At 62.7% G+C, this 20525-nt stretch carries 19 protein-coding genes; 10 read left to right on the top strand and 9 right to left on the bottom strand.

Annotated elements, in window-relative coordinates:
- The first annotated feature begins 20 nt into the window (after positions 1 to 20).
- The 3 genes from CFB17_RS17200 to CFB17_RS17190 are packed head-to-tail and all read left to right on the top strand — an operon-like array spanning position 21 to position 3942.
- On the top strand, positions 21 to 1091 hold the full coding sequence (locus CFB17_RS17200; protein WP_088562811.1) for an ABC transporter ATP-binding protein: 1071 nt from the start codon (positions 21 to 23) through the stop codon (positions 1089 to 1091).
- 32 nt (positions 1092 to 1123) lie between these two features.
- Positions 1124 to 2719 (top strand): GMC family oxidoreductase, encoded by a 1596-nt coding sequence (locus CFB17_RS17195; protein ID WP_088562810.1) that lies wholly within the window; start codon positions 1124 to 1126, stop codon positions 2717 to 2719.
- Positions 2716 to 3942 (top strand): M20/M25/M40 family metallo-hydrolase, encoded by a 1227-nt coding sequence (locus CFB17_RS17190; protein WP_165769682.1) that lies wholly within the window; start codon positions 2716 to 2718, stop codon positions 3940 to 3942. The genes CFB17_RS17195 and CFB17_RS17190 overlap by 4 nt, the downstream gene beginning before the upstream one ends.
- Positions 3943 to 4026: 84 nt before the next feature.
- Here CFB17_RS17190 and CFB17_RS17185 read toward each other — a convergent pair whose 3' ends face one another.
- The 4 genes from CFB17_RS17185 to CFB17_RS17165 form a co-directional block, all read right to left on the bottom strand.
- Positions 4027 to 4782, bottom strand: coding sequence for a hypothetical protein (locus tag CFB17_RS17185; RefSeq protein ID WP_133063948.1), 756 nt, complete (start codon positions 4780 to 4782; stop codon positions 4027 to 4029).
- Positions 4783 to 5409: 627 nt separating this feature from the next.
- A complete protein-coding gene (locus tag CFB17_RS17175) occupies positions 5410 to 6465 on the bottom strand; it encodes a Gfo/Idh/MocA family protein (RefSeq protein ID WP_088562806.1) in 1056 nt (351 codons plus the stop codon).
- An 18-nt stretch (positions 6466 to 6483) separates the two neighbouring features.
- Positions 6484 to 7257, bottom strand: a complete 774-nt coding sequence (locus CFB17_RS17170) for an SDR family NAD(P)-dependent oxidoreductase (protein WP_165769681.1) — start codon at positions 7255 to 7257, stop codon at positions 6484 to 6486.
- An 82-nt stretch (positions 7258 to 7339) separates the two neighbouring features.
- Positions 7340 to 8260, bottom strand: coding sequence for an amidohydrolase family protein (locus CFB17_RS17165; protein WP_088562804.1), 921 nt, complete (start codon positions 8258 to 8260; stop codon positions 7340 to 7342).
- 176 nt (positions 8261 to 8436) lie between these two features.
- On the opposite strand from CFB17_RS17165, the gene CFB17_RS17160 reads away from it, so the two are divergent.
- From CFB17_RS17160 to CFB17_RS19330, 3 genes are all read left to right on the top strand, one after another.
- The gene (locus tag CFB17_RS17160; RefSeq protein WP_088562803.1) at positions 8437 to 9180 is read left to right on the top strand and encodes a GntR family transcriptional regulator; all 744 of its coding nucleotides are present in this window, start codon (positions 8437 to 8439) and stop codon (positions 9178 to 9180) included.
- A 127-nt stretch (positions 9181 to 9307) separates the two neighbouring features.
- On the top strand, positions 9308 to 10321 hold the full coding sequence (locus CFB17_RS17155) for an SIS domain-containing protein (RefSeq protein ID WP_088562802.1): 1014 nt from the start codon (positions 9308 to 9310) through the stop codon (positions 10319 to 10321).
- Positions 10322 to 10679: 358 nt separating this feature from the next.
- Complete coding sequence (locus CFB17_RS19330; protein ID WP_165769680.1) at positions 10680 to 10817, top strand: hypothetical protein; 138 nt, start codon at positions 10680 to 10682, stop codon at positions 10815 to 10817.
- Between the two features lie 23 nt (positions 10818 to 10840).
- On the opposite strand, the gene CFB17_RS17150 is transcribed toward CFB17_RS19330, so the two are convergent.
- The 4 genes from CFB17_RS17150 to CFB17_RS17135 all read right to left on the bottom strand — a co-directional run bounded on the left by CFB17_RS17150 (position 10841) and on the right by CFB17_RS17135 (position 15466).
- Positions 10841 to 11857 (bottom strand): LacI family DNA-binding transcriptional regulator, encoded by a 1017-nt coding sequence (locus CFB17_RS17150; protein WP_088562801.1) that lies wholly within the window; start codon positions 11855 to 11857, stop codon positions 10841 to 10843.
- A 126-nt stretch (positions 11858 to 11983) separates the two neighbouring features.
- Positions 11984 to 12946 carry an ABC transporter permease gene (locus CFB17_RS17145; protein ID WP_088562800.1) on the bottom strand — a complete coding sequence of 321 codons (963 nt, stop codon included), beginning with the start codon at positions 12944 to 12946 and terminating at the stop codon, positions 11984 to 11986.
- On the bottom strand, positions 12943 to 14460 hold the full coding sequence (locus CFB17_RS17140) for a sugar ABC transporter ATP-binding protein (RefSeq protein WP_088562799.1): 1518 nt from the start codon (positions 14458 to 14460) through the stop codon (positions 12943 to 12945). The genes CFB17_RS17145 and CFB17_RS17140 overlap by 4 nt, the downstream gene beginning before the upstream one ends.
- A 112-nt stretch (positions 14461 to 14572) precedes the next feature.
- The gene (locus CFB17_RS17135; protein ID WP_088562798.1) at positions 14573 to 15466 is read right to left on the bottom strand and encodes a substrate-binding domain-containing protein; all 894 of its coding nucleotides are present in this window, start codon (positions 15464 to 15466) and stop codon (positions 14573 to 14575) included.
- Between the two features lie 394 nt (positions 15467 to 15860).
- Here CFB17_RS17135 and CFB17_RS19720 point away from each other — a divergent pair, with 394 nt between their 5' ends.
- Complete coding sequence (locus tag CFB17_RS19720) at positions 15861 to 16163, top strand: hypothetical protein (RefSeq protein WP_243389929.1); 303 nt, start codon at positions 15861 to 15863, stop codon at positions 16161 to 16163.
- Positions 16164 to 16171: 8 nt separating this feature from the next.
- On the opposite strand, the gene CFB17_RS17125 is transcribed toward CFB17_RS19720, so the two are convergent.
- Positions 16172 to 17353: an ROK family transcriptional regulator gene (locus tag CFB17_RS17125; RefSeq protein WP_088562796.1), complete on the bottom strand. Its 1182-nt coding sequence runs from the start codon at positions 17351 to 17353 to the stop codon at positions 16172 to 16174.
- Positions 17354 to 17471: 118 nt separating this feature from the next.
- Here CFB17_RS17125 and CFB17_RS17120 point away from each other — a divergent pair, with 118 nt between their 5' ends.
- The 3 genes from CFB17_RS17120 to CFB17_RS17110 are packed head-to-tail and all read left to right on the top strand — an operon-like array spanning position 17472 to position 20523.
- Positions 17472 to 18758: an ABC transporter substrate-binding protein gene (locus CFB17_RS17120; protein ID WP_088562795.1), complete on the top strand. Its 1287-nt coding sequence runs from the start codon at positions 17472 to 17474 to the stop codon at positions 18756 to 18758.
- A 17-nt stretch (positions 18759 to 18775) separates the two neighbouring features.
- Complete coding sequence (locus CFB17_RS17115) at positions 18776 to 19678, top strand: carbohydrate ABC transporter permease (protein WP_088562794.1); 903 nt, start codon at positions 18776 to 18778, stop codon at positions 19676 to 19678.
- Positions 19675 to 20523 carry a carbohydrate ABC transporter permease gene (locus tag CFB17_RS17110; protein ID WP_088562793.1) on the top strand — a complete coding sequence of 283 codons (849 nt, stop codon included), beginning with the start codon at positions 19675 to 19677 and terminating at the stop codon, positions 20521 to 20523. Before CFB17_RS17115 ends, CFB17_RS17110 begins: the two co-directional genes overlap by 4 nt.
- Positions 20524 to 20525 lie beyond the last annotated feature (2 nt).

Raw genomic sequence — 20525 nt, 5'->3', positions numbered from 1 at the left:
ATCGTTTTTGAGGAAGACCCTTGGCCAAGATCGACCTTCGGCGCGTGGAAAAGCGATATGGCGACTATGTCGCCGTCGAGACCCTGGACCTGTCGATCGTCGACGGCGAATTCCTCGTCATGCTGGGCCCGTCCGGCTGCGGCAAGACCACGACGCTTAACATGATAGCCGGGCTGGACTACCCCAGTGCCGGTGAAATCTTCTTCGACGGCCAGGATGTAACGGCGGTAACGCCCCATGCGCGCAACGTCGCCATGGTCTTTCAATCCTCGCTGCTCTACCCGCATCTAACGGTGCGCCGAAACATCGAGAGCAGCCTCAGGCATACTGATTTGCCGGCGAGCGAGAAGGCCAGGCGGATCACCGAGGCAGTGCGCATGCTGGAACTCGAGCCCATGCTGGACAAGTTGCCGAGCCAGATGTCGGGCGGCCAGCGGCAGCGGGCCGCGACCGCCAAGGCCATCGTCCGCGAACCATCTGTCTTCCTCCTGGACGAGCCACTCTCGGCCCTGGATGCGGCCCTTCGCCTCTCGCTCCGCTCCGAACTGGTCAATCTGCAGAAACGGCTGGGTACGACGGCAGTCTTCGTCACCCACGATCAGGTCGAGGCCATGACGATGGGCGACCGGATCGCGGTCATGTCGAGGGGCCGCCTGGAGCAGATCGGGACGCCTGACGAGATCTATAATCAGCCGGCCAGCTTGTTCGTCGCCGCATTTCTGGGCTCGCCGCCCATGAATCTGATCGCTGGCGAGATCGCCGAGGGCTGCTTTCGCGCGGGAAGATTGAGCGTGCCGGTCGAGGCTGCACCCGGTCCGGCCACGCTGGGCGTCCGGCCACAGCATGCCCGCCTCGCGGACGTGGCCAGCGCCGAAACTCTGCCGGCCACCGTCTATGCCCTTGAGCATCTTGGTAGGGAATCGGTGGTCATTCTCGAGGATGAGGCGGGCATGAAACTGCGCGTCCTCGTGGAGCCCTCGTTTCATGCCCGTGTCGGCGACAAAGCGGCTTTGGCGCCCGACCCTTCTTTTTGCATGCTCTTCGGCGCCGATGGCCTGCGCCTGCCAGTCGGCCTGGCGCGCGCCGCCTGACGCCATTGGTCCGTTCAGCCTTGGGAGAGGCGATGTTCGACGTCATCATTGTGGGCGCAGGCGCTGCCGGCGCCGTCTTGGCCGCGCGTTTGAGCGAGAAGCCCGACCTTAACGTGCTGCTGCTGGAGGCGGGGCCTGATTATCGCAGCGCGGAGCAGCCGGCCGCCATGGTCAGTCCCAATCCGTTCAATGTGCTGCTGCCTGCGGATCTTCAGGCAAAGTTCATGTATCCTGATCTTATGGCCAGACGGACTACGCGCCAGGAACCCCGCATCTATTGGCGCGGCAAGGGAATGGGCGGCAGCACCGCCGTCAATGGCCAGATCGCCATTCGCGGCGTCCTGGCGGCCTTTGACAAATGGGCCGAAATCGGTTGCGAGGGCTGGTCGGCCGAAGCCGTGCTGCCTTTCTTCAGCCGGCTCGAGACCGACGCCGATTTTCCCGCAGAGAGCTTCCACGGCGGCCACGGGCCGCTCCCGGTTTATCGCGCCCCGCCGGACGACTGGGGGCCTGTCGACAAGGCGCTCCGCGATGCCGCGCTGACACTGGGCCATCCTTGGTGCGGCGATCTCAACGCGCCGGATGCCGAAGGGGTCTGCACCTACGCCATCAATTCGCGCGGCGGTCGACGCGTCTCCACCAACGATGCCTATATCGAGCCCGCGCGCTGCCGACCGAATCTCACCATCGTGGGCGAGGCGCTGGTCGACAAGGTGCTCTTGGAAGGCAGGCGCGCCACGGGCGTGCGCGTCATCCTGCCCGGTGGCGCGCAGGACTTCAGGGCACCGCTCGTCATCCTCTCGGCCGGGGCGGTCCATTCGCCTGTCATTCTTCAGCGCTCAGGGATCGGCCCTGCGGCGTGGCTGGCCGAGCATGGCATTGCCTGCGCGGCCGATCTGCCGGTTGGGCAATATTTTTTCGATCATCCGGGCATCCGCCTGGAGTTAAAGCTCAAGCCGGCGTTCCGGCCGACCGATCCGGACACGCGTCACACCAATTGCTGTGTTAAGGTCAGCAGCGGCCTGCCGGGCTCGCCCCGGCTGGACCTCCTCTATATCGCCATGAATCATGGCGGCATCGGTGTGGAGATGGACACGGCCCAGTTCGGCGAGGCCGGCATAACCGTGGCGCTCATGGATGCCCGCAGCCGGGGCCATGTCCGTCTGGCCGGCGCCGATCCGAGGCTGCAGCCCATCATCGACGAGAACATGCTAAGCGATCCCTTCGACCTTGCCCGGATGCGCTGGGGCACGCGGCATCTGGGCCTGATCGGGCAGACCGACGCCGTGCAAGGCATCGTGCGCGATATCCAGCTGGCCGATACCGGCCGGCCGTTCGGCGAGCTTGCGGACATGAGCGACAATGAGCTGGACGACCTGCTGTTGACTGGCTGCAACGATGCGCAGCATGGCATGGGTGGCTGCGTCATGGGGCCGTGCGACGCGAACGATGGCAGGAGCGTCGTTGATCCCGATTGCCGCGTGCGCGACCTGAACGGGTTGCGCGTCATCGATGCCTCGATCATGCCGCTCGACTGCATGGCCAACACCAACCTTACGACCATCATGATCGGCGAGAAGATGGCCGACACGCTAAGGCGGCAATGGCTCGAGGGAGTTGCTGTTTGACCGCGGCGGATACGGCGACGGTAGCGGCCCTCCTGTCCGATCTCGTTGCTATTCCGAGTATCAATCCTGCTTTCCGGCGACCGGACGATCCGCCCGAATGGTTCGGCGAGGCACGCATGGCCGCCTATGTCGAGGATTGGCTAAAGGCGCGTGGTTTCGTCGTGACGACGCATGAGGTCATGCCCGGCCGTCCCAACGTCGTCGCCACACTCAAAGGAAGGCGGTCCGCAGGCCGCCTCCTTTGGGAATGCCATACCGACACGGTGCAGGTGGGCGGAATGACGATCGCCCCTTTCGACCCTGTGATCAGGGAAGGGCGCCTCTATGGCCGGGGGGCCATCGACGACAAGGCTTGCGTGACAGCCATGATGCTGGCCCTGGCCGATCTGGCGGACGATCCGCCCGAGCTGGATGTCACGCTCGTGGCGGCGGTCGATGAGGAATTCCAATTCAAGGGCGTGCTGCATCATTTGGCCAGCTTCGAGGGCCTCCAGCCCTATGCGGCGGAGGGGGCCACCCCGCCGCCGGGCCTGGCCCCCGCCATCGGCGGGATCGCCGGCGAGCCCACCGATCTGAGGCTGGTCTCGGCCTGCAAAGGCTGCATGCGCTGGCGGATCGAGGTGAAGGGGAAGAGCGCTCATTCCTCGCAACCGGCCATGGGCATCGATGCAATCGAGATCGCTGGCGATCTCCTGGCCTATCTGCGTGCCCATTACGCGCCGATCCTGGCCACCCGGCACCATGAGCTGGTGGGCAGTCCCACGATGATCTGCTCCATGATCGAGGGAGGGCAGGGGCCGAACACGGTAGCCGAGCGCTGCCTCCTTACCTTCGACCGGCGCACGCAGCCGGGCGAGGAAGGGCTGGCGGCCTGGCGGGAGATCGACGCGCATGTCCAGGCATTCGCCGCGCGCCTGCCAGCCGGGGCCGCGATCTTGAACCACCCGCCATTCATCGATTCGACCTCAATGGAGGTGGCGGCCGATACGGCGATCGTCCGTGCCGCGCACACCACCTTAGCGGCCGAGGGAATCGACCCGGCCCTCCTTGGCGTGGCCTACGGCTCCGATGCCACCAAGATGACCATGGCCGGCATCCCGACGCTGGTCTTCGGTCCGGGCAGCATCGATCAGGCGCACACGGCCGATGAATATGCCGAGTTGCACCAGGTGGCCCGCGCCAGCCGCATGCTGGCCGCCATGGCCAGGGCGGCCCGGGCTTGACCACTTGGCCACACGGCGATCGAGCCCTGCCCAAGCAACTGGGGACAGCAGAGCCTCGGCGCGCTCCTGAGCGCCGGGGCGTCCTCAGGCCGGCGGGTGGCCCCTCAGGCATTCACGCATCTTGGCCTGAGCGTCGATCCCGTCACGGTAGAAGGCGTCGATGACCTGCCGCCCTTCCAGCGTGACCTTGAAGGTCAAGTTTTCCTTCATGCCAGCGAGGGCCGCCTCGACGCTGGGTACCGTGAAGGCCAGGGCACCGAGCTTCCCGTCGGCCATGCTGTAATTGAAGGCATGGACGGTTTGCGGTGGAACGATTTTCTGGTCCAGCGTCGCCAGGACCGTGGAGAAGTTCGCGGGCTTGGGGATGTCGGGGCCGATCAGGATGAGCAGAGCGCCTGAATAGCCTCTGCCCGGTCCGTTCAATTGCACGATGCCGGCCGCACTTCGGAACATCGCTATGCAGTGCAGCCCGGAGCGGGGTGCGTCCTGATCGTGAAAATAGCTCCAATAGCCGTCACGCATCTTGATGAACTCGGGATCGTTCGCGATTGCCGCCAGCTTGTGGAGCAGCTCGAACTGCATCCGGGCATAATTTGCCAGGATATCGCTCGGATCGGGCGCCGGCGGGGCCGAGCTGGCTTGCGGGGAGGCATAGTTCGGGTCGTCGACGCAGAGCGGTACGGAGCCCAGGCCGGGTGAGCTGGGCGTCATGCCGACCATAATCTGGCCCTCGCTGTTACCGCTGCAGGCATATTGCGCGTTCGCCCCCGAAGGGCATGTCAGGGCGATCACGCTCACACCCATCAAGATGCTTGTAGCCGCCACCCGAAGCCTTTTCATCGTCACTCCTGTTTCAGCGTGTAAGTCGGCTCCCGCCACGCCCAATCGCGCACTCATCGCCGAACCCGTATATTAGCCGCCGCTCATGCGCGCCCATCCATTATCTGTGCGATTGCCAGGGTTTGCTGCGTGGGTGCGATTAGACACGCAGGCTTGGCCGACTTTTCACCGCGGCACAAGTCGATGGCGTGTCCTGGGCGCCCGGCGCGGGTCGACGATGCGGGCGGGCCATGGCGAGGAGGTCCTGCAAGGTTAGGTGGCGATCCACTATCTCGAGCAAGCGACGCTCGGCTGTCGTTGGACTGACAAGCTCGAACGGCCTGCCGATTTGATCGCGCAGCCACCGATCCAGGGCGGTCCTGTCCCCGCCGCTGAAGCGCAACCAGTCATCCCTTGCTGCCCGGCTGGCCTCGTTCATCGGAACTTCCGACCGACCGCCATTCCAGCCGCGTGTCGGCGGCCTTGCACGATGTCCACCCTCGGTCGGCGCCAAGCAGTGCATGACCGCATGTGCATCTCAGCGTGGCACTTGGCGATATCCCCCATGCGTGGCCAACCCGAAAGGATCGCTAGCACCGTTTGACATGGGCAGGGGCCTGTTCTCGGGCCGCTGGTACCCGCCGTCAGCTACGACTTGGCCAGCTTCACGGGGCGGCCGATGCGGGCGGCCTCGTCGGCGGCAAAGAGCGTCTTGTGCATCCGATAGGCGGGTGCAAGGCCCGTGCGCGGCAGATCCTTGCCAGTCGCGATCGAGGCCAGGAAGAGCTTGAAGAAATCCAGATACATATGGCCGCCGATGACGGTGGCATCGCCCAGCCCGCGCGCGCCCAGGGTCGACCACAAGGTTCGCTCCAGGCCGGCGATCCGACGGCTGGTGAAACGCTCCTGGTCCAGGCTGCCCTCGGCCCCCACGGCCTTGAAGGTGAAGGCGTAGGGCTGGATGGCATCCAGGCACGAGGACACCTTGGCGATGCGGCCGCCGGCAAAGCGCAGCAGGTTGATCTGCGTCGGCGCGAACTCGAACGCCGCGAAGTCGGCCGCGGCGGAGCGGGCCTCCATAGCCATGACTTCCTCGGGCAATTCATCGCCCATCAGCAACATCGCCAGCATCATTCCGTGGCAGCCGCAGTTGACCATGCTGCTGACACCATGCCGCGCGGTTCGGGTCCACCAGTATTGCTGCACCCAAGGTCCCATGCCGTTATAGTATTCGACCTCGGCCAGATGGACGCGGCCAAGCATTCCCTGCTCGATCATGTCGATGGCCGCCAGGAACTGACCGTAGTGGAACTCCTGGAAGCAGGCGGTGAAGCGCACGCCGGCCTGCTCGACGGCCTCACGAATGGCCTCCAAGTCCTCGGCCGTGGTGCAGATCGGCTTTTCGGCAACCACATGGCTGCCACTCCGGGCCGCCTTGACGATATGCTCGCAATGACGGTCGGGCAGCGTCGCCACGCTAACGATGTCGGCGCCGCTTTCGCCGAGGAAGCGATCATAATCAGCAAAGATTCGTATATCGGGGCCGCAGGCGGCACGGATGGCGTCCTCGTCCCGCTCCAGGCAGTCGGAATAGGTGGCCACGAGCTCAACGCCGTCCAGGTCGCGCCAAGCCTCGGCATGGCAGGAGCCCGCCATGCCAAATCCCGCCACGGCCACCTTGAGCGGTCTTGCTGCCTCAGCCATCGCCGATCCTTTATCGTCCTACCAGAGGGTATAGCCGCCATCGACGACGACGACCTCGCCCGTCACGAAGCTTGAGGCGGCGGAAGCCAGATAGAGGGCGGCCGGGGCGATCTCGTCGGCATCCGCGAAGCGTGCCAGCGGCGTCTGGCGCTGCCATTCCTTGGCATCGGCCGCGGCCTCGATGGCCGGCCGCGTCATCTCGGTCACCGTGTAGCCCGGCGCTACGACATTGACCCTGACGCCATGTGGGGCCAGCTCCGCTGCCATGATCTTGGAGAGCATGTGCATGGCGGCCTTGCTCACATTATAGGAGCCATGCGTCTGAGGACGGTCCACGATAATGGCGGAGTTGGAGCCGATATTGACGATGCTGCCACCGCCCATGGCCACCATGTGACGGCCGAAAGCCTGGCTGGCCAGGAAGAGGCCGGTCAGGTTCGTATCCATCACTTCCTGCCAGTCCTTGAGGCTGACGTCCAAGATGCCGGCGCGTCGGACAATGCCGGCATTGTTGACCAGCACATGCACCTGCCGCCGTCTGCCGATGATCCCATCAGCGGCGGCTTCGATCGAAGACGGATCGCGCATGTCCATCAAGGCGGCATCGACGTCGTGCCCCTGGTCGCGAAGGGTTGCCACGGCCGCGTCCAAGCCCTCGGTGTTGCGGGCCGTCAGGGTGAGGCTGGCTCCCGCCTCTGCGAAGGCCCTGGCGATCGCAAGGCCGATGCCGCGATAACCGCCCGTGATGACGGCGTGCTGGTCCTTCAGGCTGAAGCGGGAAAGGACGGACATGCAAACTCCGCGAGGGCGAGGCTGGCCGATCTTACCGTGCCGCCGCATCAGGGGAACAGGTTACGCACAAAATCGCACATTTTCAGGCGGCGAGCTCATTCAGGCCGTAGAGCTTCCGCCCATTGTCGTAGAATAGTGCACGTTGCTCGGCTGGCGTGAAGTCACGCACGATCTCCTTGAAGCTATCATAGACCTGATCGAAAGTCGCGTGCAGCCCGGCCACGGGAAAGTCGCTGGCGAAGAGCGCGCGCTTCGGGCCGAAACAGTCGATGCAATGGAGCGCCACGTCGCGCAGGCTCGACAGTGTCCAGTCATGGTCGTAGCCAACGAGGTCCGACATCTTGATATGGACATTCTCCAGCCGCCCCAGCAAGCGCAGGCCGTCGCGCCAGGCCTTCATGCCCTCAGCGCTGCGGTCGATCGGACTGCCACAATGATTGAGGACAAAGGTTTGCTGGGGAAAATCCGCCGCCAGACGGGCCGCATCCGGCAATTGCTGCGCGAACACCATCATGTCGAAGACGAGCCCCAGTCCCGCCAAGCGGCCAAGGTCGCTCCGCCAGGCCGGGTCCGACATCAGGTCGCCGCGCCGCGCAAAGCTGCGACTCGGATCTGGATCCCAGCTTAGGATATCGCGAATGCTCACGACGCGCGGATGAGCCGCCTCGGCTTCGAGCTGCGCTGCAGCACCCTGCTCGCCCAGGGCGACGCCGGCGACATACCGGCTGGCGACGCCCTGGCGCTTGTCCAGCCGATCGAGCCAGGCAGTCTCGCCACCGGGTTCGTCCGGCCGCCACATCGCCTCGATATGGACGGTCGCAACGACGTTCTGGCGCGCGGCGTCCTGCCGATAATCTTCGACGAGATAGCTGCGCTTTAGTTTTTCCAGCCCGTCCAGGCCACCTCTGTCGCCAGCTTCGCTTGCCAGCCAGGGATGGCAGCGCATGCCGAGATCCCAAAGATGATGGTGGGCATCGAGGATCGGGCCATCATAGAGTGTCATGAAACGTCCTGGCTGTTGGTCTGACAAGGCTGGGCATTCCAGCGCGCAGGCCCGTCGCGAGCGGGCACCGGACCGCCTGCCGGCGATGAAGATAACATTGTCCGACAAGATGCAAGCCGTTATGCCTTTTGCAGGGCGCGGCCGCGCATTGGCCTGCTGGCAGGACGGGGGCACCCATGGAACAGGCAGCGGCGGTCGCCGAGAAGGATCGACGCACGGTCGTCGAGCGGCTCTACGAGACGCTCTCGGGTTGGCTCCTGGACGGACGCTTCGCTCCCGGCCAACAGTTGCCGACCGAGCTGCGTCTGGCCCAGACCTTCAAGGTATCTCGCCCGGCGCTGCGCGAGGCTTTGAAACTGCTCGAACAGGATGGCCTCATTCGCAGCGAGCGGGGCAAGGGCCGCTTTGTCGCGCCGATGGCATCGCTCAAGGTGGAACGGCCGATCACCTGCTTTGAGAGCGTAACGCAGATGGTGGCGCGCTTTGGCTACCAGCCGCGCAGTCACGTCCTTTCAGTCGCCGAGATCGTGCCGGAGCCTTCGGTGGCGAAGGCGCTGCGGCTGGAGCCCGATGCCCGCGTCATCCGTCTGGAGCGCCTTCGCCTGCACCAGAAGCGTGTGATCGTTTATTGTGTCGATCATGTGCGGCGCGACGCCGTGCCGGCGCGAATTTACGACGTCGATTGGCGTGGTTCGCTCCTGGAACTGCTGCGCGGTTTCGGCCGGGCGCCGGTCATGTCGTCGGCTGCGGCGGCGGCCGTGATGTTGCCGGACGAGGTTGCCAGTCGCTATGAACTGGCTGATTTTGGCCCCGCATTCCTGATCAGCGAAACCTGCTTCGACGCACAAGGTCTGCCGGTCCTTTTTGCCGCCGACTATCATCGCGGCGATTCCTTTACCTTCAATTTCGCCCGCACCTGAGACCTCCCGCCTTCCAGGGTGCTGGCCAGCCGAGGCGCATCCAGGCGGTGAACCATGCGCCTTGACCCGCCGCGCGCTTGCCGCCTACTTGTCTGACATCGATACCATCTGAGGCCAGCCTGCCGTTATGCTGAATTTCGACGAGGCACGTTTTCTCCGCATTCAGTCCGGTGCCGTAGGGCTGGCGGCAGAGATCGACGCCACGCTCACCCGGTTCTTGGGCGAGGGTGCGACGAACCTCTTCTTCCTCGGCACAGGCGGGGCCGCCATCTTGATGCAGCCCGCAGTCCAGCTGCTGCAGCGTCGCTCGACCCTGCCGACGTATCTGGAGTTGTCGGCCGAACTGGTGATCGGCGGGCGCGCCGATCTCGGTGCACACTCCATCGTCGTCATCCCGTCTTTGTCGGGCACGACCAAGGAGAGCGTGGCGGCACTGGAATTTTGTCGGCGCCAGGGTGCGAAGGTGATCACGCTCGTGGGCCATGCCGAGACGCCGTTGGGACGTCAAGCCGATGCCAGCTTCGTCAATTTCGCCGAGGACGACACGTCCTGCGAATCCTTCTACCTGCAGGCGCTGGCGATCGCACTGTCAGTGATGCGCCAGCGGAACGAGTTGCACTCGGCATCGGCACTGGCAGCCGAACTGGTCTCGCTGCCAAGCCTGCTCCTGGAAGCCAAGCGCGCCTTCGAGACCAAGGCTCCCGAGATCGCCGGCAAGATCGCCGCCGATCCCTACCACATCATCACCGCTGCCGGCGCGATGTGGCCACAGGCCTTTTATTACGGCATGTGTATCCTCGAAGAGATGCAATGGATTCGCACGCGACCGGTCCACGCCTCGGACTTCTTCCATGGCACGCTGGAACTGGTCGAGAAAGGCGTCAGCGTCATGCTCTTCAAGGGCGAGGACGCCTATCGGCCGTTGGCCGAGCGGATCGAGGCCTTCACGCCGGCCTATACCGATAAGCTGCTCGTCCTCGATACCGCCTCGGTCGCGCTGCCCGGTCTTTCCCAGGAGTTGCGCGCCTTGATCTCGCCAGCCGTCATGGCGACGCTGCTCGAGCGGGTGAGCGCCCATCTTGAAGTCATCCGCGAGCACCCACTCACCACGCGCCGCTACTACAAGCGCGTCGCCTATTGAGTGACAGCGCGTGGGCGCCTGCCGCGGCGTGGTGGAGCTCTCTCTGCTGTGCCAGGCAAGAGCTCCACTTGCCTCGACCATTCCCGGAGGATCGTGTCAGTGAGCTTACGGTATATTGCCGCCGGACGGTCGGCCGAGCCCAAGATGTGACGGATCGCGGTTAGCACCCTGATGAGCTCAGAGGGTCGAAGCCTTCGCCGTCGATAGCTGATGGTCACTCCAGGTGTTCGCAACTGGAACCAAAATTCCCCGGGTTTTGCGTCCAGCGACGCGTCGAGCCGTACCGCCGGCGAGGCCCAGTGTTCATCCCAGCGTGCGCAAGATCAGGCCGTCGACCAGACGGCGAACGATTGCTTGAATGACCAGCCAAGCAGGGCATGCCGCCCGCTCGGATGTTGGGATCCTGATCGTCGTGTGCAGCCTTGAGGACGAGCACGGCCAGGCCATCAAAGCGCCCCCGCCACACGGACTTTTGGGATTCTATCTTCCGGCCTAACGAACCTTCCCTGCGGCGAATGATCAGGCGGAGGTGCGCAGGATCAACTCGGCGCTCAGAAAGACGCGATCCTTGTCCGGGAGGTTCGCCTGTTCGCTTACGGTGGCGTCGATCCGCCGGAGCAGCGATTCCATCGCCAGCCTGCCTATCTCGCTGTAATTCTGCGCCACGGTGGTCAAGGGCGGGCAAGTGTAGCGCGAGAGCGGATGATCGTCGTGCCCGGCGATCCTCAGGTCGCAGCCTGCCCGCCGGCCGATCTTGAGGCCGCGCTCATAGGCAGCGGCAATGGCCCCGAAGGCCACCCGGTCATTGGCGCAAAGGACGGTCTGTGTGGGAAAACCGCCGCGATCCAGGATGCGGAGTGTTTCCTCATAGCCGAAGCGTTCGAAATCCCAGTCGGCCACCTTGGCCACGGTCAGGACGATCGGCTCGAGCTCGAGCCGACGCATGGCCTCGACATAGGCAACCTCGCGGCTATGCGCATTAGTGTTGACCCCGGGCATGCCGAGATAACAGGGTGGATCGCCCGAGCGGCAGAGATAATCGGTGATCAACTGGAAGCTCTGCCGATTGTCAGTGCCGACAAAGGACGACGTGGCATCCAGCGGCGAATCTACATAGATGAGCGGGGTGCTCTCACCCAAGGCGCGTAGCGTCTTTTGATGCGACTTGATGCCGAGTGGGGCCATCAAGGCACCCGCGACGTTCAAGGATTTCAGCGTATTGATCGCCCGCGCCTCCAGTTCGGCATTACCGTCCGAGGAAAGCACGAAGGTCAGGAAACCCGCTTTGTCGGCGATGAGTTCGACGTGCCGCGTCAACGCCATGTAGAAGGGATCGGTCGAGTTGGGGATGATGATCCCGATGATATTACTGTACCGGCGATTGAGATTGACAGCGAACATGTTGGGCCGGAAGCCGCTTTCCTTGAGCGCGACCTCAATGAGGCTGCGTGTCCTGCGGCGAACGGACGTCGGATTATTGAAATATTTTGAAACGGTCGGGCGGGACAGCCCGACAAACTCGGCGAAATCTTCCATCGTTTTTATCGGTCTATCTGACAATATCTATGCCTCGCTCCTGATTATTGATCCGATATGATGAAGAAGCCCGATGGATGGTTTGTCGTTGTCAGGCGAAATATTGTCGGCCTCCCTGGAGGCGTCTTATTTTTTGGCACGCTTCGAGCGGGCGTCTAGATAAACTGCCACTAGAATGACAAGCCCCTTGACGATCAGCTGATAAAAATAAGGGACCGAGAGCATGTTCATGCCATTATTGAGCACGCCGATGATGAGCGCACCGATGATGGTGCCAATCATCGTGCCGACACCGCCGGCCAGGCTTGTGCCTCCCAGAACGGCCGCCGCGATGGCATCGAGTTCGTAGCTCATTCCGGCGTTGGTCTGGGCCGAGAAGAGGCGTGAGGAGAGGAGGATGCCGCTGATCGCCGACATCACGCCTGAGATCATGAAGATGATGATCTTCAGCCGGTCAACCTTGATGCCGGAATAAAGCGCTGCCTCGCGGTTGCCGCCGGTCAGATAGACGCGCCGGCCGAACTTGGTCTTGCTCAAGAGGATATGGTTGAAGAGGAACAGGACGGCCACGAACCAGATGACAATCGGCAGGCCAAGAAAGCTCTTGGTACCGATCGCCGTCCAGGTGGGCTCCATGATCATGGCGGGAGCACCGTTGGTCGGCAGGCTGACCAGACCGCGATAGATGCCCATCGTCGCCACCGTGACGATGAAAGAGGGCAGGAAGAACTTCGCCGTAAGGACACCGTTGGCCAGGCCCAGAATGGCGCCTGAGGCGAGCGTAAGGAGGAACGTCGGCGCAAAGCCGATCCCGAAGGCAAAACACTGTGCCGCCACCATGCCGGCCACGGCGATGATGGAGCCGATCGACAGGTCGATCTCGCCCAGAAGGATGACCCATGTCATGCCGAACGCGGCGATGGCGATGACCGCAACCTGCTGCAGCACGTTGAGGAAATTCGCCACCGACATGAAACGCGGGCTCATGGTGGAAAAGATCACGCAGAGCACGATGAGCGATATGAAGATGCCGCTATATTGCCTGACCGCCCGAGCCAAGGCGGGGTTGTTCTCCATCATCTTCATCATTGTGCAAATCCCGTAGCGTAGCTCATGATTTTTTCCGGGGTCATTTCATCGCCCGATACCGTGGCGGTCTGGCGGCCTTCGCTCATGATGACCGCGCGGTCACTCATGCCGATGACTTCGGGAAGTTCGGAGGAGACCAGGAGGATGGCAGCCCCGTCGGCCGCCAGTTGGCGGATGATCTTGTAGATCTCGAATTTGGCGCCGACATCGACGCCACGCGTCGGCTCGTCCAGGATCAGGATCTTGGCCTGGGTCAGAAGCCATTTAGCAATCACGATCTTCTGCTGATTGCCGCCCGAGAGCGTACCGGCCACCGTCTCGAGCGAGGCCGTCTTGATGGCAAGGCGATCGACGCCGCCCTGCGCATCCTGCCGCTCGGCCTGCCGCTTCAAGAAGCCCAGCCGGTTGGCATAGTCATCCAGGGCCACCATCGAGATATTCACCTCGACGCTGTGGGAAAGAACCAGGCCCTCTTCCTTGCGGTTCTCGGTAACGAAGCCAATCCCGAGATCGATCGCCTCGGCCGCGGAATTGATCGAGACCTCCCGGCCGTCGATCGCGATCGTCCCCGAGCTCGGCTTGCGCATGCCAAAGAGGGTATTCATGATTTCCGAGCGGCCGGAGCCGATCAGGCCGAAAAAGCCCAAGATCTCGCCTGGCCGGACCGCGAAATGAACGTCCTCGAACTCGCCTTGGCGGGTGAGGCCCTTGATCTCCAACACGGGTTTCGTGCTGGCAGGCGGGGCTGGCACCTCGCGCGGCGGGTAGATTTCATCGAGATCACGACCGACCATCAGCGCGATCAGTTCGTCGATCGTGGTCTCGGTCTTGTCCTTGGTGGTGATATAGCTGCCATCGCGCACGACCGTGATGTCATCGCTCAGCCGCATGATCTCTTCCATGCGGTGCGAGATATAGATGACGGCGACGTTCCTTGCCTTCAGTTTGGCGATGATCTCAAAGAGGATCTCGGCCTCGCTGTCGCTGAGAGAGGAGGTGGGCTCGTCGAGGATGACGACCTTGGCCTCGATGCTCAGCCCCTTGGCGATCTCGACCAGTTGGCGCTGCGCCATCGAGAGATCGCCCACTTGGTCGGTGACGCGGACCGGGAGCTTGAGGTCCTCGACCAATGATGCTGCCGTCCGCACCAGCGCCTTTTCGTTGATGAAGCCTGCGGTCGTGGGCTCGCGTGTCGCCAGGATATTCTCGGCAACGGTCAGGTTGCTGCAGAGGCTGAGCTCTTGGAAGACGATGGTCAGGCCGGCTCGGGCAGCATCCTGCGGATTGGCTGGCGTGTATGGTCGGCCTGCCAGGCTGATCGTGCCGCCGCTTGGCTGATGGACGCCGGCCAGGATCTTCATCAGGGTCGACTTGCCAGCCCCGTTTTCGCCCAGAATGGTATGTACGCGCCCGGCGCGAACCTTCAGCTGCATGTTTTTGATCGCGACCACAGGTCCAAACCGCTTGGACACGTCGCGGATCTCGAGGATCACGTCGTCTGCCAGCCCCTGCATGGGAATTCTCCGGTAAGTCTGGCGCGCTGCACTCGGTCCAAGGCGCTGCGGGCAAAACGATATTCAGCGGCCCGCTATTGAGCGGGCCCCACACGAATGCCGGATGGCAGGCTTAGTTCTTCTTGGTGTAGACGCCTGGGACGATGGGCTGACTCTCTGGGACGCTCTCGCCTTTTTCAAGCTTGATCGCGGTATCGATTGCAAGCTTGCCCATCTGATCCGGATATTGCTGGATGACGCCAACCATGTCCGGATCGTTGTCGACGGCAGCGCGCGCTTCGGGCATGCCGTCAAAGCCGATCACCTTGACCTTGCCGGACAGGCCCGACGACTTCACCGCAACCGAGGCCGCGAGGGCCGCATCGTCGCCGAAGCCGAAGATGCCGTTAATGTCGGGATTGGCCTGCAGCATGTTCTGCGCCACGGCCAGAGCTTCCGCGCGGGTGATGCCGGTCTGGATCGAGACGATCTTCATATCGGGATGCTTGGCGATCGCCGCCTTGAAGCCGTTCACCCGGTTCACCACGGACTGGACCAGCGGGTAGTCGATGATGCCGATATTGCCCTTGCCGCCCAGTTGCTCGGCCATCAGTTCGCCGGCCTTCTCGCCGCCCACAAAATTGTCGGTGCCGATATAGGAGGCGACCTTGGCGCCCTCGACCGGCACGTCGACGGTGATCACCTTGATGTTGGCGGCCTGGGCGCGAGCGACGGCGGCGAGCGCCCCCTTGCTGTCGACGGGCGACATGATGATCACGTCGACGCCCTTGACGACGAAATCCTCGATATCGGCCAGTTGCTTGTTCAGATCCTGATTTGCAATCGAGATCTCGGCCGATACGTTCTGCGCCTTAGCCTCGGCGGTGATCGCTTTCGCGAGCTCATTGTAGAAGGGATGCTGCTGGGTCAGCAGCGAAACGCCGATGCCCTCGGCCTGCGCGCTGGCGGCTATCAGTGCCAGGGCCGCCGACATCAGCAGCGTCTTGGTCTTGGAAAAATAGGTCATGGTTCCTCCCGTCACCGAGGCCAGTCAGCTTGAATCCTCCGGCTGGCCCCGCTCCGCCGGCGAACGGGGCAACCATTTGCACTGGAATTTGCGCGCGTCAACTTTTAGTATCCGCGCGTAAATTTAAGTAATTTTCCGCTATGACGGCGCAAAAACGGAACGCGCATTGCATAGATTGTCTAGGCCAAACCGAACGTCTCGACAGGTGATCTAACCAGGGCAGCGAAAGTTGGGGATGGAGCGAATTATCTCGATAAGTTACATTATGGAAACTAGTCGAGCGACGGGGAATGCAACTTAGACATCCCTCGACCGGATCCAGTCGGCCGCGGATGATATGATCTTGCCATTAGCTCGCACCTTCGTGCGTCCGGCATTCGAAGCGGATGACGCTTTGCTCGATTCGGCGGGTCTGTTCGGCGACTGCCTTGTAATTGGCGCCGCCGATCTTGACCCCCATGGAGAGCAGCCATTGCCGCATCGAGCTGCCGAGGACGACATGCGGTGTGCCCGCCCGGATGTTGCGATTGCGCTGGCGGCAGCGGCCGCACCAGAGCTCGATGCTCTTTTGGCCGTCGGCAACCAGACGGTCGAGTCGTCATGCCTGAACCCCTTCGAAACGCCAGTGTCAAAGATGGTCGCCGACCGGATCATCCGTATGGCGAATGGTAGAATCATTGAGGATCGTCGGCCCTAGTCGACAGTTCAGGCATGTGGGTTCAGTTCGCGATATTGCGGATTGAGAGTAGTAAGAAGCGGCAGTACGGCAGCACCGCGAACCACCGCATCGACGCCCAGATCGCTGCGGATGATGCGCGGCAGGGTGCGCTCGATGCGGCCGACCGAAGGCAAAAGCGGCTCGGCCTTAGCCATGAAGACCTCGATCAGCCAGTCCGGCGCGTTGCCGCCGATCATGATCGTCTGCGGGTCGAATAGGTTTTCGAGTGCGTTCAAGGCGTTGCGGAAAGGCTCGACGCCGGCGCCGATCCAGCTGCTGATCAATGGATGACTGTCGTCGAAGGTGGCGGCGAAGGCTGCCGGCGATGCCACCTCGATGCCCTCGGCCGAGAGGTGGCGGATCGCGGCATCAACGGAGACATAGGTCTCAAGGCAACCGCGTTTACCGCAGATGCATTCATGACCGCCCGGAACCACGGTCAGATGGCCGAGCTCGCCTGCATTGCCGCTGGCCCCGCCGAAGATGGCGCTATTGATCATGACGCCGCTACCCATGCCGATGCCGAAATAGACATAGACGAAATGGGTCAGGCCGCGGGCGGCATCGCCAAAGCGCCATTCGGCGATGGTGGCGCACTGACCGTCATTGCTGAGCGAGACCGGAAAGCCGCTGGCCTCGTGCAGCAAGGTCCTGAGGCGCAAACCGTCCCAGCCTGGTAGGCGAGGCGGGCTGAGGCCGGCCACGCCGAACGGGCCCGGGGTGGCGAGACCGATGCCGAGGAAGCGATCCCTAGGGATTTTGACCTCGCGTATCAATGCCTTGGCGGCCGCGAAGAGTTCGGTGACAGCCCGCTCCGGTTCGAGATCGTTCAAGGACTGATCCCGGCGGCACAGTACGTCGCCCGCAAGGTTGGCGACGATCGCCGACATCTGCCCTACATCGACGTGAAACCCCAGCGCGTAGGCCCCCTCCGGGTTAATGCATAAAGGCGTAGGAGGCTTGCCCACCCGCCGCTCGGCGGATTTGCTCTCCTTGATCAGCCCAAGTGCAATCAACTCGTCGACAAGGTCGGAGATCGCCTGCTTGGAGAGGCCGGTGCTCGTCGCAATGCCGGCGCGGGCGATGCCGCTCTCCCTCCGAATCGTATCGAAAACGAGCCAGCGATTGATCAACTTGGCTTTCACGACGTTGGTGGCACTCAGCATCATGTCCGGTTTCTCTGCCGACTCTCGATTAGTAAGTCAGTATGACGGATTAATTATTGACTATATGTGGACCGCTCGCCAGTCTGTCCTGCAAATGCGGGAAGCGCACGAGGGACAGCTGATGTTCGATTCTCTTAATCGCCGTAATCTGCTCAAATACGGCGCTGCCACCGGCGTGGGCGCGGCCATGGCCGGGTTCTGGACACGGCCTGTTCGAGCCGCCGATGCAGCGCTTAATGTGTTCTGTCCCCTGCCGCCTGATCCGGCGCCCCCGGGCGCTGCGGAATTCGCCAAAGAGGCCTTTGCCAAATGGCAGGCCGATCATGCCGCTAGCGTCACTTACGAGAAGCTGGGCTGGTCGCAGCTGCATGATCGCATGGCAACGGCGTTCGCCTCCGGCTCGGCCCCTTGGGACATCATCTATAATTGTGGCTGGGTTCCCGAATTCCAGTCCTTCCTGGCTCCCTATGCCGATCAACTCCCGAAGGATGTGGTCGACGACCTGCCGCCTTCGAGCTTCAAGACGGTGACCATCGACGCCAAGCGCTATGGCGCGGTCTTCACCCTGTCGCTGTTGACCCTCTTCTACAATCGCGAACATCTCGAAAAGGTCGGCCTCAAGGAGGCGCCCAAGGACTGGGCCGAATTCAAGGCCTACGCCAAAGAGCTGACCGGCGGCGGACGTTATGGCCTGGTCTTCAATTATGGCGATCCCGCCGGCATCGGTGGGACGGCCAGCTACTGGATGGTCTTCCTGCAGCAGGCTGGCGGCAAGATGTATGGCGAGGACCGCATGCCCGTCTTCAACAATGCAGCCGGCGTCGATGCGCTGCAGATGATGGTCGATTTGATGGCCTGGACCGATCCGGGCTCGATTTCCTATGCCAACATCAACGATGCGACCAACGTCCTTTTGTCTGGGCGCGCATCGATGATGATGAACTGGCCTTTCATGTGGAATACCGCCAACGATCCGAACCAGTCTCAGATCGTGGGCAAGGTCTCAAGTGCCGTCCTGCCAGCCGGGCCAGCTGGGACCGCCTCGATCGATGGCACGGATGCCTGGACGGTGGCCAAGGCCAGCAAGAACCAGGACAAGGCGCGTGAGCTGATCGAGTTTTATCTCAGCCCCGAGGTGCAAAAGCGTCAGGTTCTGGATACCGGCTGGCTGCCGATCCGACTGTCCGTCCTGGCCGATCCCGAGGTCCAGGCTAAGGCGCCCAACGCTGCAGTCGTCCTGGAGCAGGCCAAGCATCCCTATGACAGCTTTGTGACCCCTGACTACAACGAGGTGACGGTGGCCGTCGGCACTCAGGTGCAGCAGGCCCTCCAGGGCCAAAAGACGGCCGCCCAGGCTATGGCCGATGCGCATGACGCCGTCGTGGCGATCGTCAAGCGGCGCGGCTGAGCTCGCATCTGACCGACATGATCTGGACATTCGAGCAGCGGCGGCGCAGGGCAGGTTTGCTCTTCGTTGCCCCCGGCCTGCTGTTGCTTGCGGCAATACTGGGCTTTCCGATCGTCGATTCGCTGCTCCTGTCGTTGCAACGCGTGCAACTGACCGGCGACCAAGTCTCCCATTCCTGGGTGGGCCTGGCCAATTTCGAGCGCCTGGCTACCGATGCGGTCTTCTGGAAGGCCGCGTTCAACACCGCCTATTTCGCGGTGATGGAGGTGCTGCTGGTCAGCCTGATCAGTCTCGGGATCGCGTTGCTGCTGCGTCACCCGATGGGCAATTCCAGCCTATTTCGGATCATGCTGATTGTGCCTTGGGCCATTGCCCCGGTTGCCAATGCAGTGCTCTGGAAATGGATCCTCAATGCCAATTACGGCATCTTGAACGGTATTTTGGTCTCGTTAGGCGTCATCGATTTCAATCATGTCTGGCTGGGCTCACCCTTTTCGGCCTTGAATTTCCTCCTGATCGTCGATGTCTGGAAATCCGTTCCGTTCGTCGCCCTCCTGATGCTGGCGGGCCTCCAGCGCGTGCCGCAGTCGCTCTATCGCGCGGCCTACATGGACGGTGCGGGGCCCTTCCAGAGCTTCATGCATGTGACCTTGCCCAGCATGCGGGGCATCCTGGCCATTGCTATCATCCTGCAGACGATCTGGTCGCTGCGCGTCTTTGACCTCGTCTTCGTCCTGACCCGCGGCGGTCCCGCCGATGCCACCGTCCTGATGAATTTCCTGGCCTATCGCGTGACCTTCAATTTCCTCGATCTCGGCTACGGCTCGGCCATTGCCAACGTCATCTTTGCTCTGACCTTACTCATAGCCGCCCTTTACGTCTGGCTGCTCTGGCCACGTGAGCCAGGAGGTCGACGATGAGCTACGCGAGGCTGCAACATGGTGGCCCCTTGCGCCGGCTGATCGTCCTGATCGGTCTCGTCATCTTCGTGATCTGGTCGGCGGCCCCGATCGTCTGGCTGGTTTTGACCAGCGTCCTGCAGCAACGGGCGCTGATTCAGCAGCCGCCCGATCTGGCCCTCCACAGCTTCACGCTTGCGAATTTCACGACCGTCCTAGCGTCCGCGGCATTGCTCGGCCATGGCATGGTCAACTCCCTGATCGTGGCCAGCTTCTCGACGTCAGTTGCACTGGGCGTCGGTGCACCGGCCGCCTATGCGCTGGCCCGCCTGCCGGTGCCCCGCGCGAACGGCATCGCGTTCTTGATCCTGGCGACCCAGATGCTACCCGGCATAGCCATTGCAATCCCGCTCTTCATCGTCATCAGCCGATTGGGCCTGATCGACAACGTGCTCTCCTTGGGCGTCGTCTATCTGTCCTTCAACCTGCCGATCGTGATCTGGATCCTGCGGGGCTTCTTCCTTGGCATTCCCTTCGGGATCGAGAAGGCCGCAGCCGTGGACGGGGCCGGCATCTTCAAGACCTTCTGGTACATCATCCTGCCGATCTCATGGCCCCCGCTTTGCGCCTCGGCCGTCTTCGCCTTCATCGAAGCCTGGAACGAGTTCTTCTTCGCCCTCATCCTGACGCGTCAGCACGCCCAGACCGTGCCCTTGGTCATCGCCCAGTTCGCCGGCCAGTACCAGACCGTGTTCGGCCAGCTGATGGCGGCCGCCGCCATAAGCGTGGCCCCGGTCATCGCCGTGGCCGTCCTGTTCCGCAACCAGATCATCCGCGGCTTCGCGGACGGCATGATGAAAGGCTGAGT

Source organism: Arboricoccus pini (assembly GCF_900187945.1).
Classification (GTDB): domain Bacteria; phylum Pseudomonadota; class Alphaproteobacteria; order Geminicoccales; family Geminicoccaceae; genus Arboricoccus; species Arboricoccus pini.
The sequence above is the reverse complement of the archived record's forward strand: the minus strand, read 5'-3'. Positions and strand labels throughout refer to the sequence as shown.

Coding starts and splice junctions, on each gene's coding strand:
- CFB17_RS17195 (WP_088562810.1), top strand. CDS start 1,124: ATGTTCGACGTCATCATTGTGGGCGCAGGCGCTGCCGGCGCCGTCTTG.
- CFB17_RS17185 (WP_133063948.1), bottom strand. CDS start 4,782: ATGAAAAGGCTTCGGGTGGCGGCTACAAGCATCTTGATGGGTGTGAGC.
- CFB17_RS17175 (WP_088562806.1), bottom strand. CDS start 6,465: ATGGCTGAGGCAGCAAGACCGCTCAAGGTGGCCGTGGCGGGATTTGGC.
- CFB17_RS17170 (WP_165769681.1), bottom strand. CDS start 7,257: ATGTCCGTCCTTTCCCGCTTCAGCCTGAAGGACCAGCACGCCGTCATC.
- CFB17_RS17165 (WP_088562804.1), bottom strand. CDS start 8,260: ATGACACTCTATGATGGCCCGATCCTCGATGCCCACCATCATCTTTGG.
- CFB17_RS17160 (WP_088562803.1), top strand. CDS start 8,437: ATGGAACAGGCAGCGGCGGTCGCCGAGAAGGATCGACGCACGGTCGTC.
- CFB17_RS17155 (WP_088562802.1), top strand. CDS start 9,308: ATGCTGAATTTCGACGAGGCACGTTTTCTCCGCATTCAGTCCGGTGCC.
- CFB17_RS19330 (WP_165769680.1), top strand. CDS start 10,680: ATGACCAGCCAAGCAGGGCATGCCGCCCGCTCGGATGTTGGGATCCTG.
- CFB17_RS17150 (WP_088562801.1), bottom strand. CDS start 11,857: ATGGAAGATTTCGCCGAGTTTGTCGGGCTGTCCCGCCCGACCGTTTCA.
- CFB17_RS17145 (WP_088562800.1), bottom strand. CDS start 12,946: ATGATGAAGATGATGGAGAACAACCCCGCCTTGGCTCGGGCGGTCAGG.
- CFB17_RS17140 (WP_088562799.1), bottom strand. CDS start 14,460: ATGCAGGGGCTGGCAGACGACGTGATCCTCGAGATCCGCGACGTGTCC.
- CFB17_RS17135 (WP_088562798.1), bottom strand. CDS start 15,466: ATGACCTATTTTTCCAAGACCAAGACGCTGCTGATGTCGGCGGCCCTG.
- CFB17_RS17125 (WP_088562796.1), bottom strand. CDS start 17,353: ATGATGCTGAGTGCCACCAACGTCGTGAAAGCCAAGTTGATCAATCGC.
- CFB17_RS17120 (WP_088562795.1), top strand. CDS start 17,472: ATGTTCGATTCTCTTAATCGCCGTAATCTGCTCAAATACGGCGCTGCC.
- CFB17_RS17115 (WP_088562794.1), top strand. CDS start 18,776: ATGATCTGGACATTCGAGCAGCGGCGGCGCAGGGCAGGTTTGCTCTTC.
- CFB17_RS17110 (WP_088562793.1), top strand. CDS start 19,675: ATGAGCTACGCGAGGCTGCAACATGGTGGCCCCTTGCGCCGGCTGATC.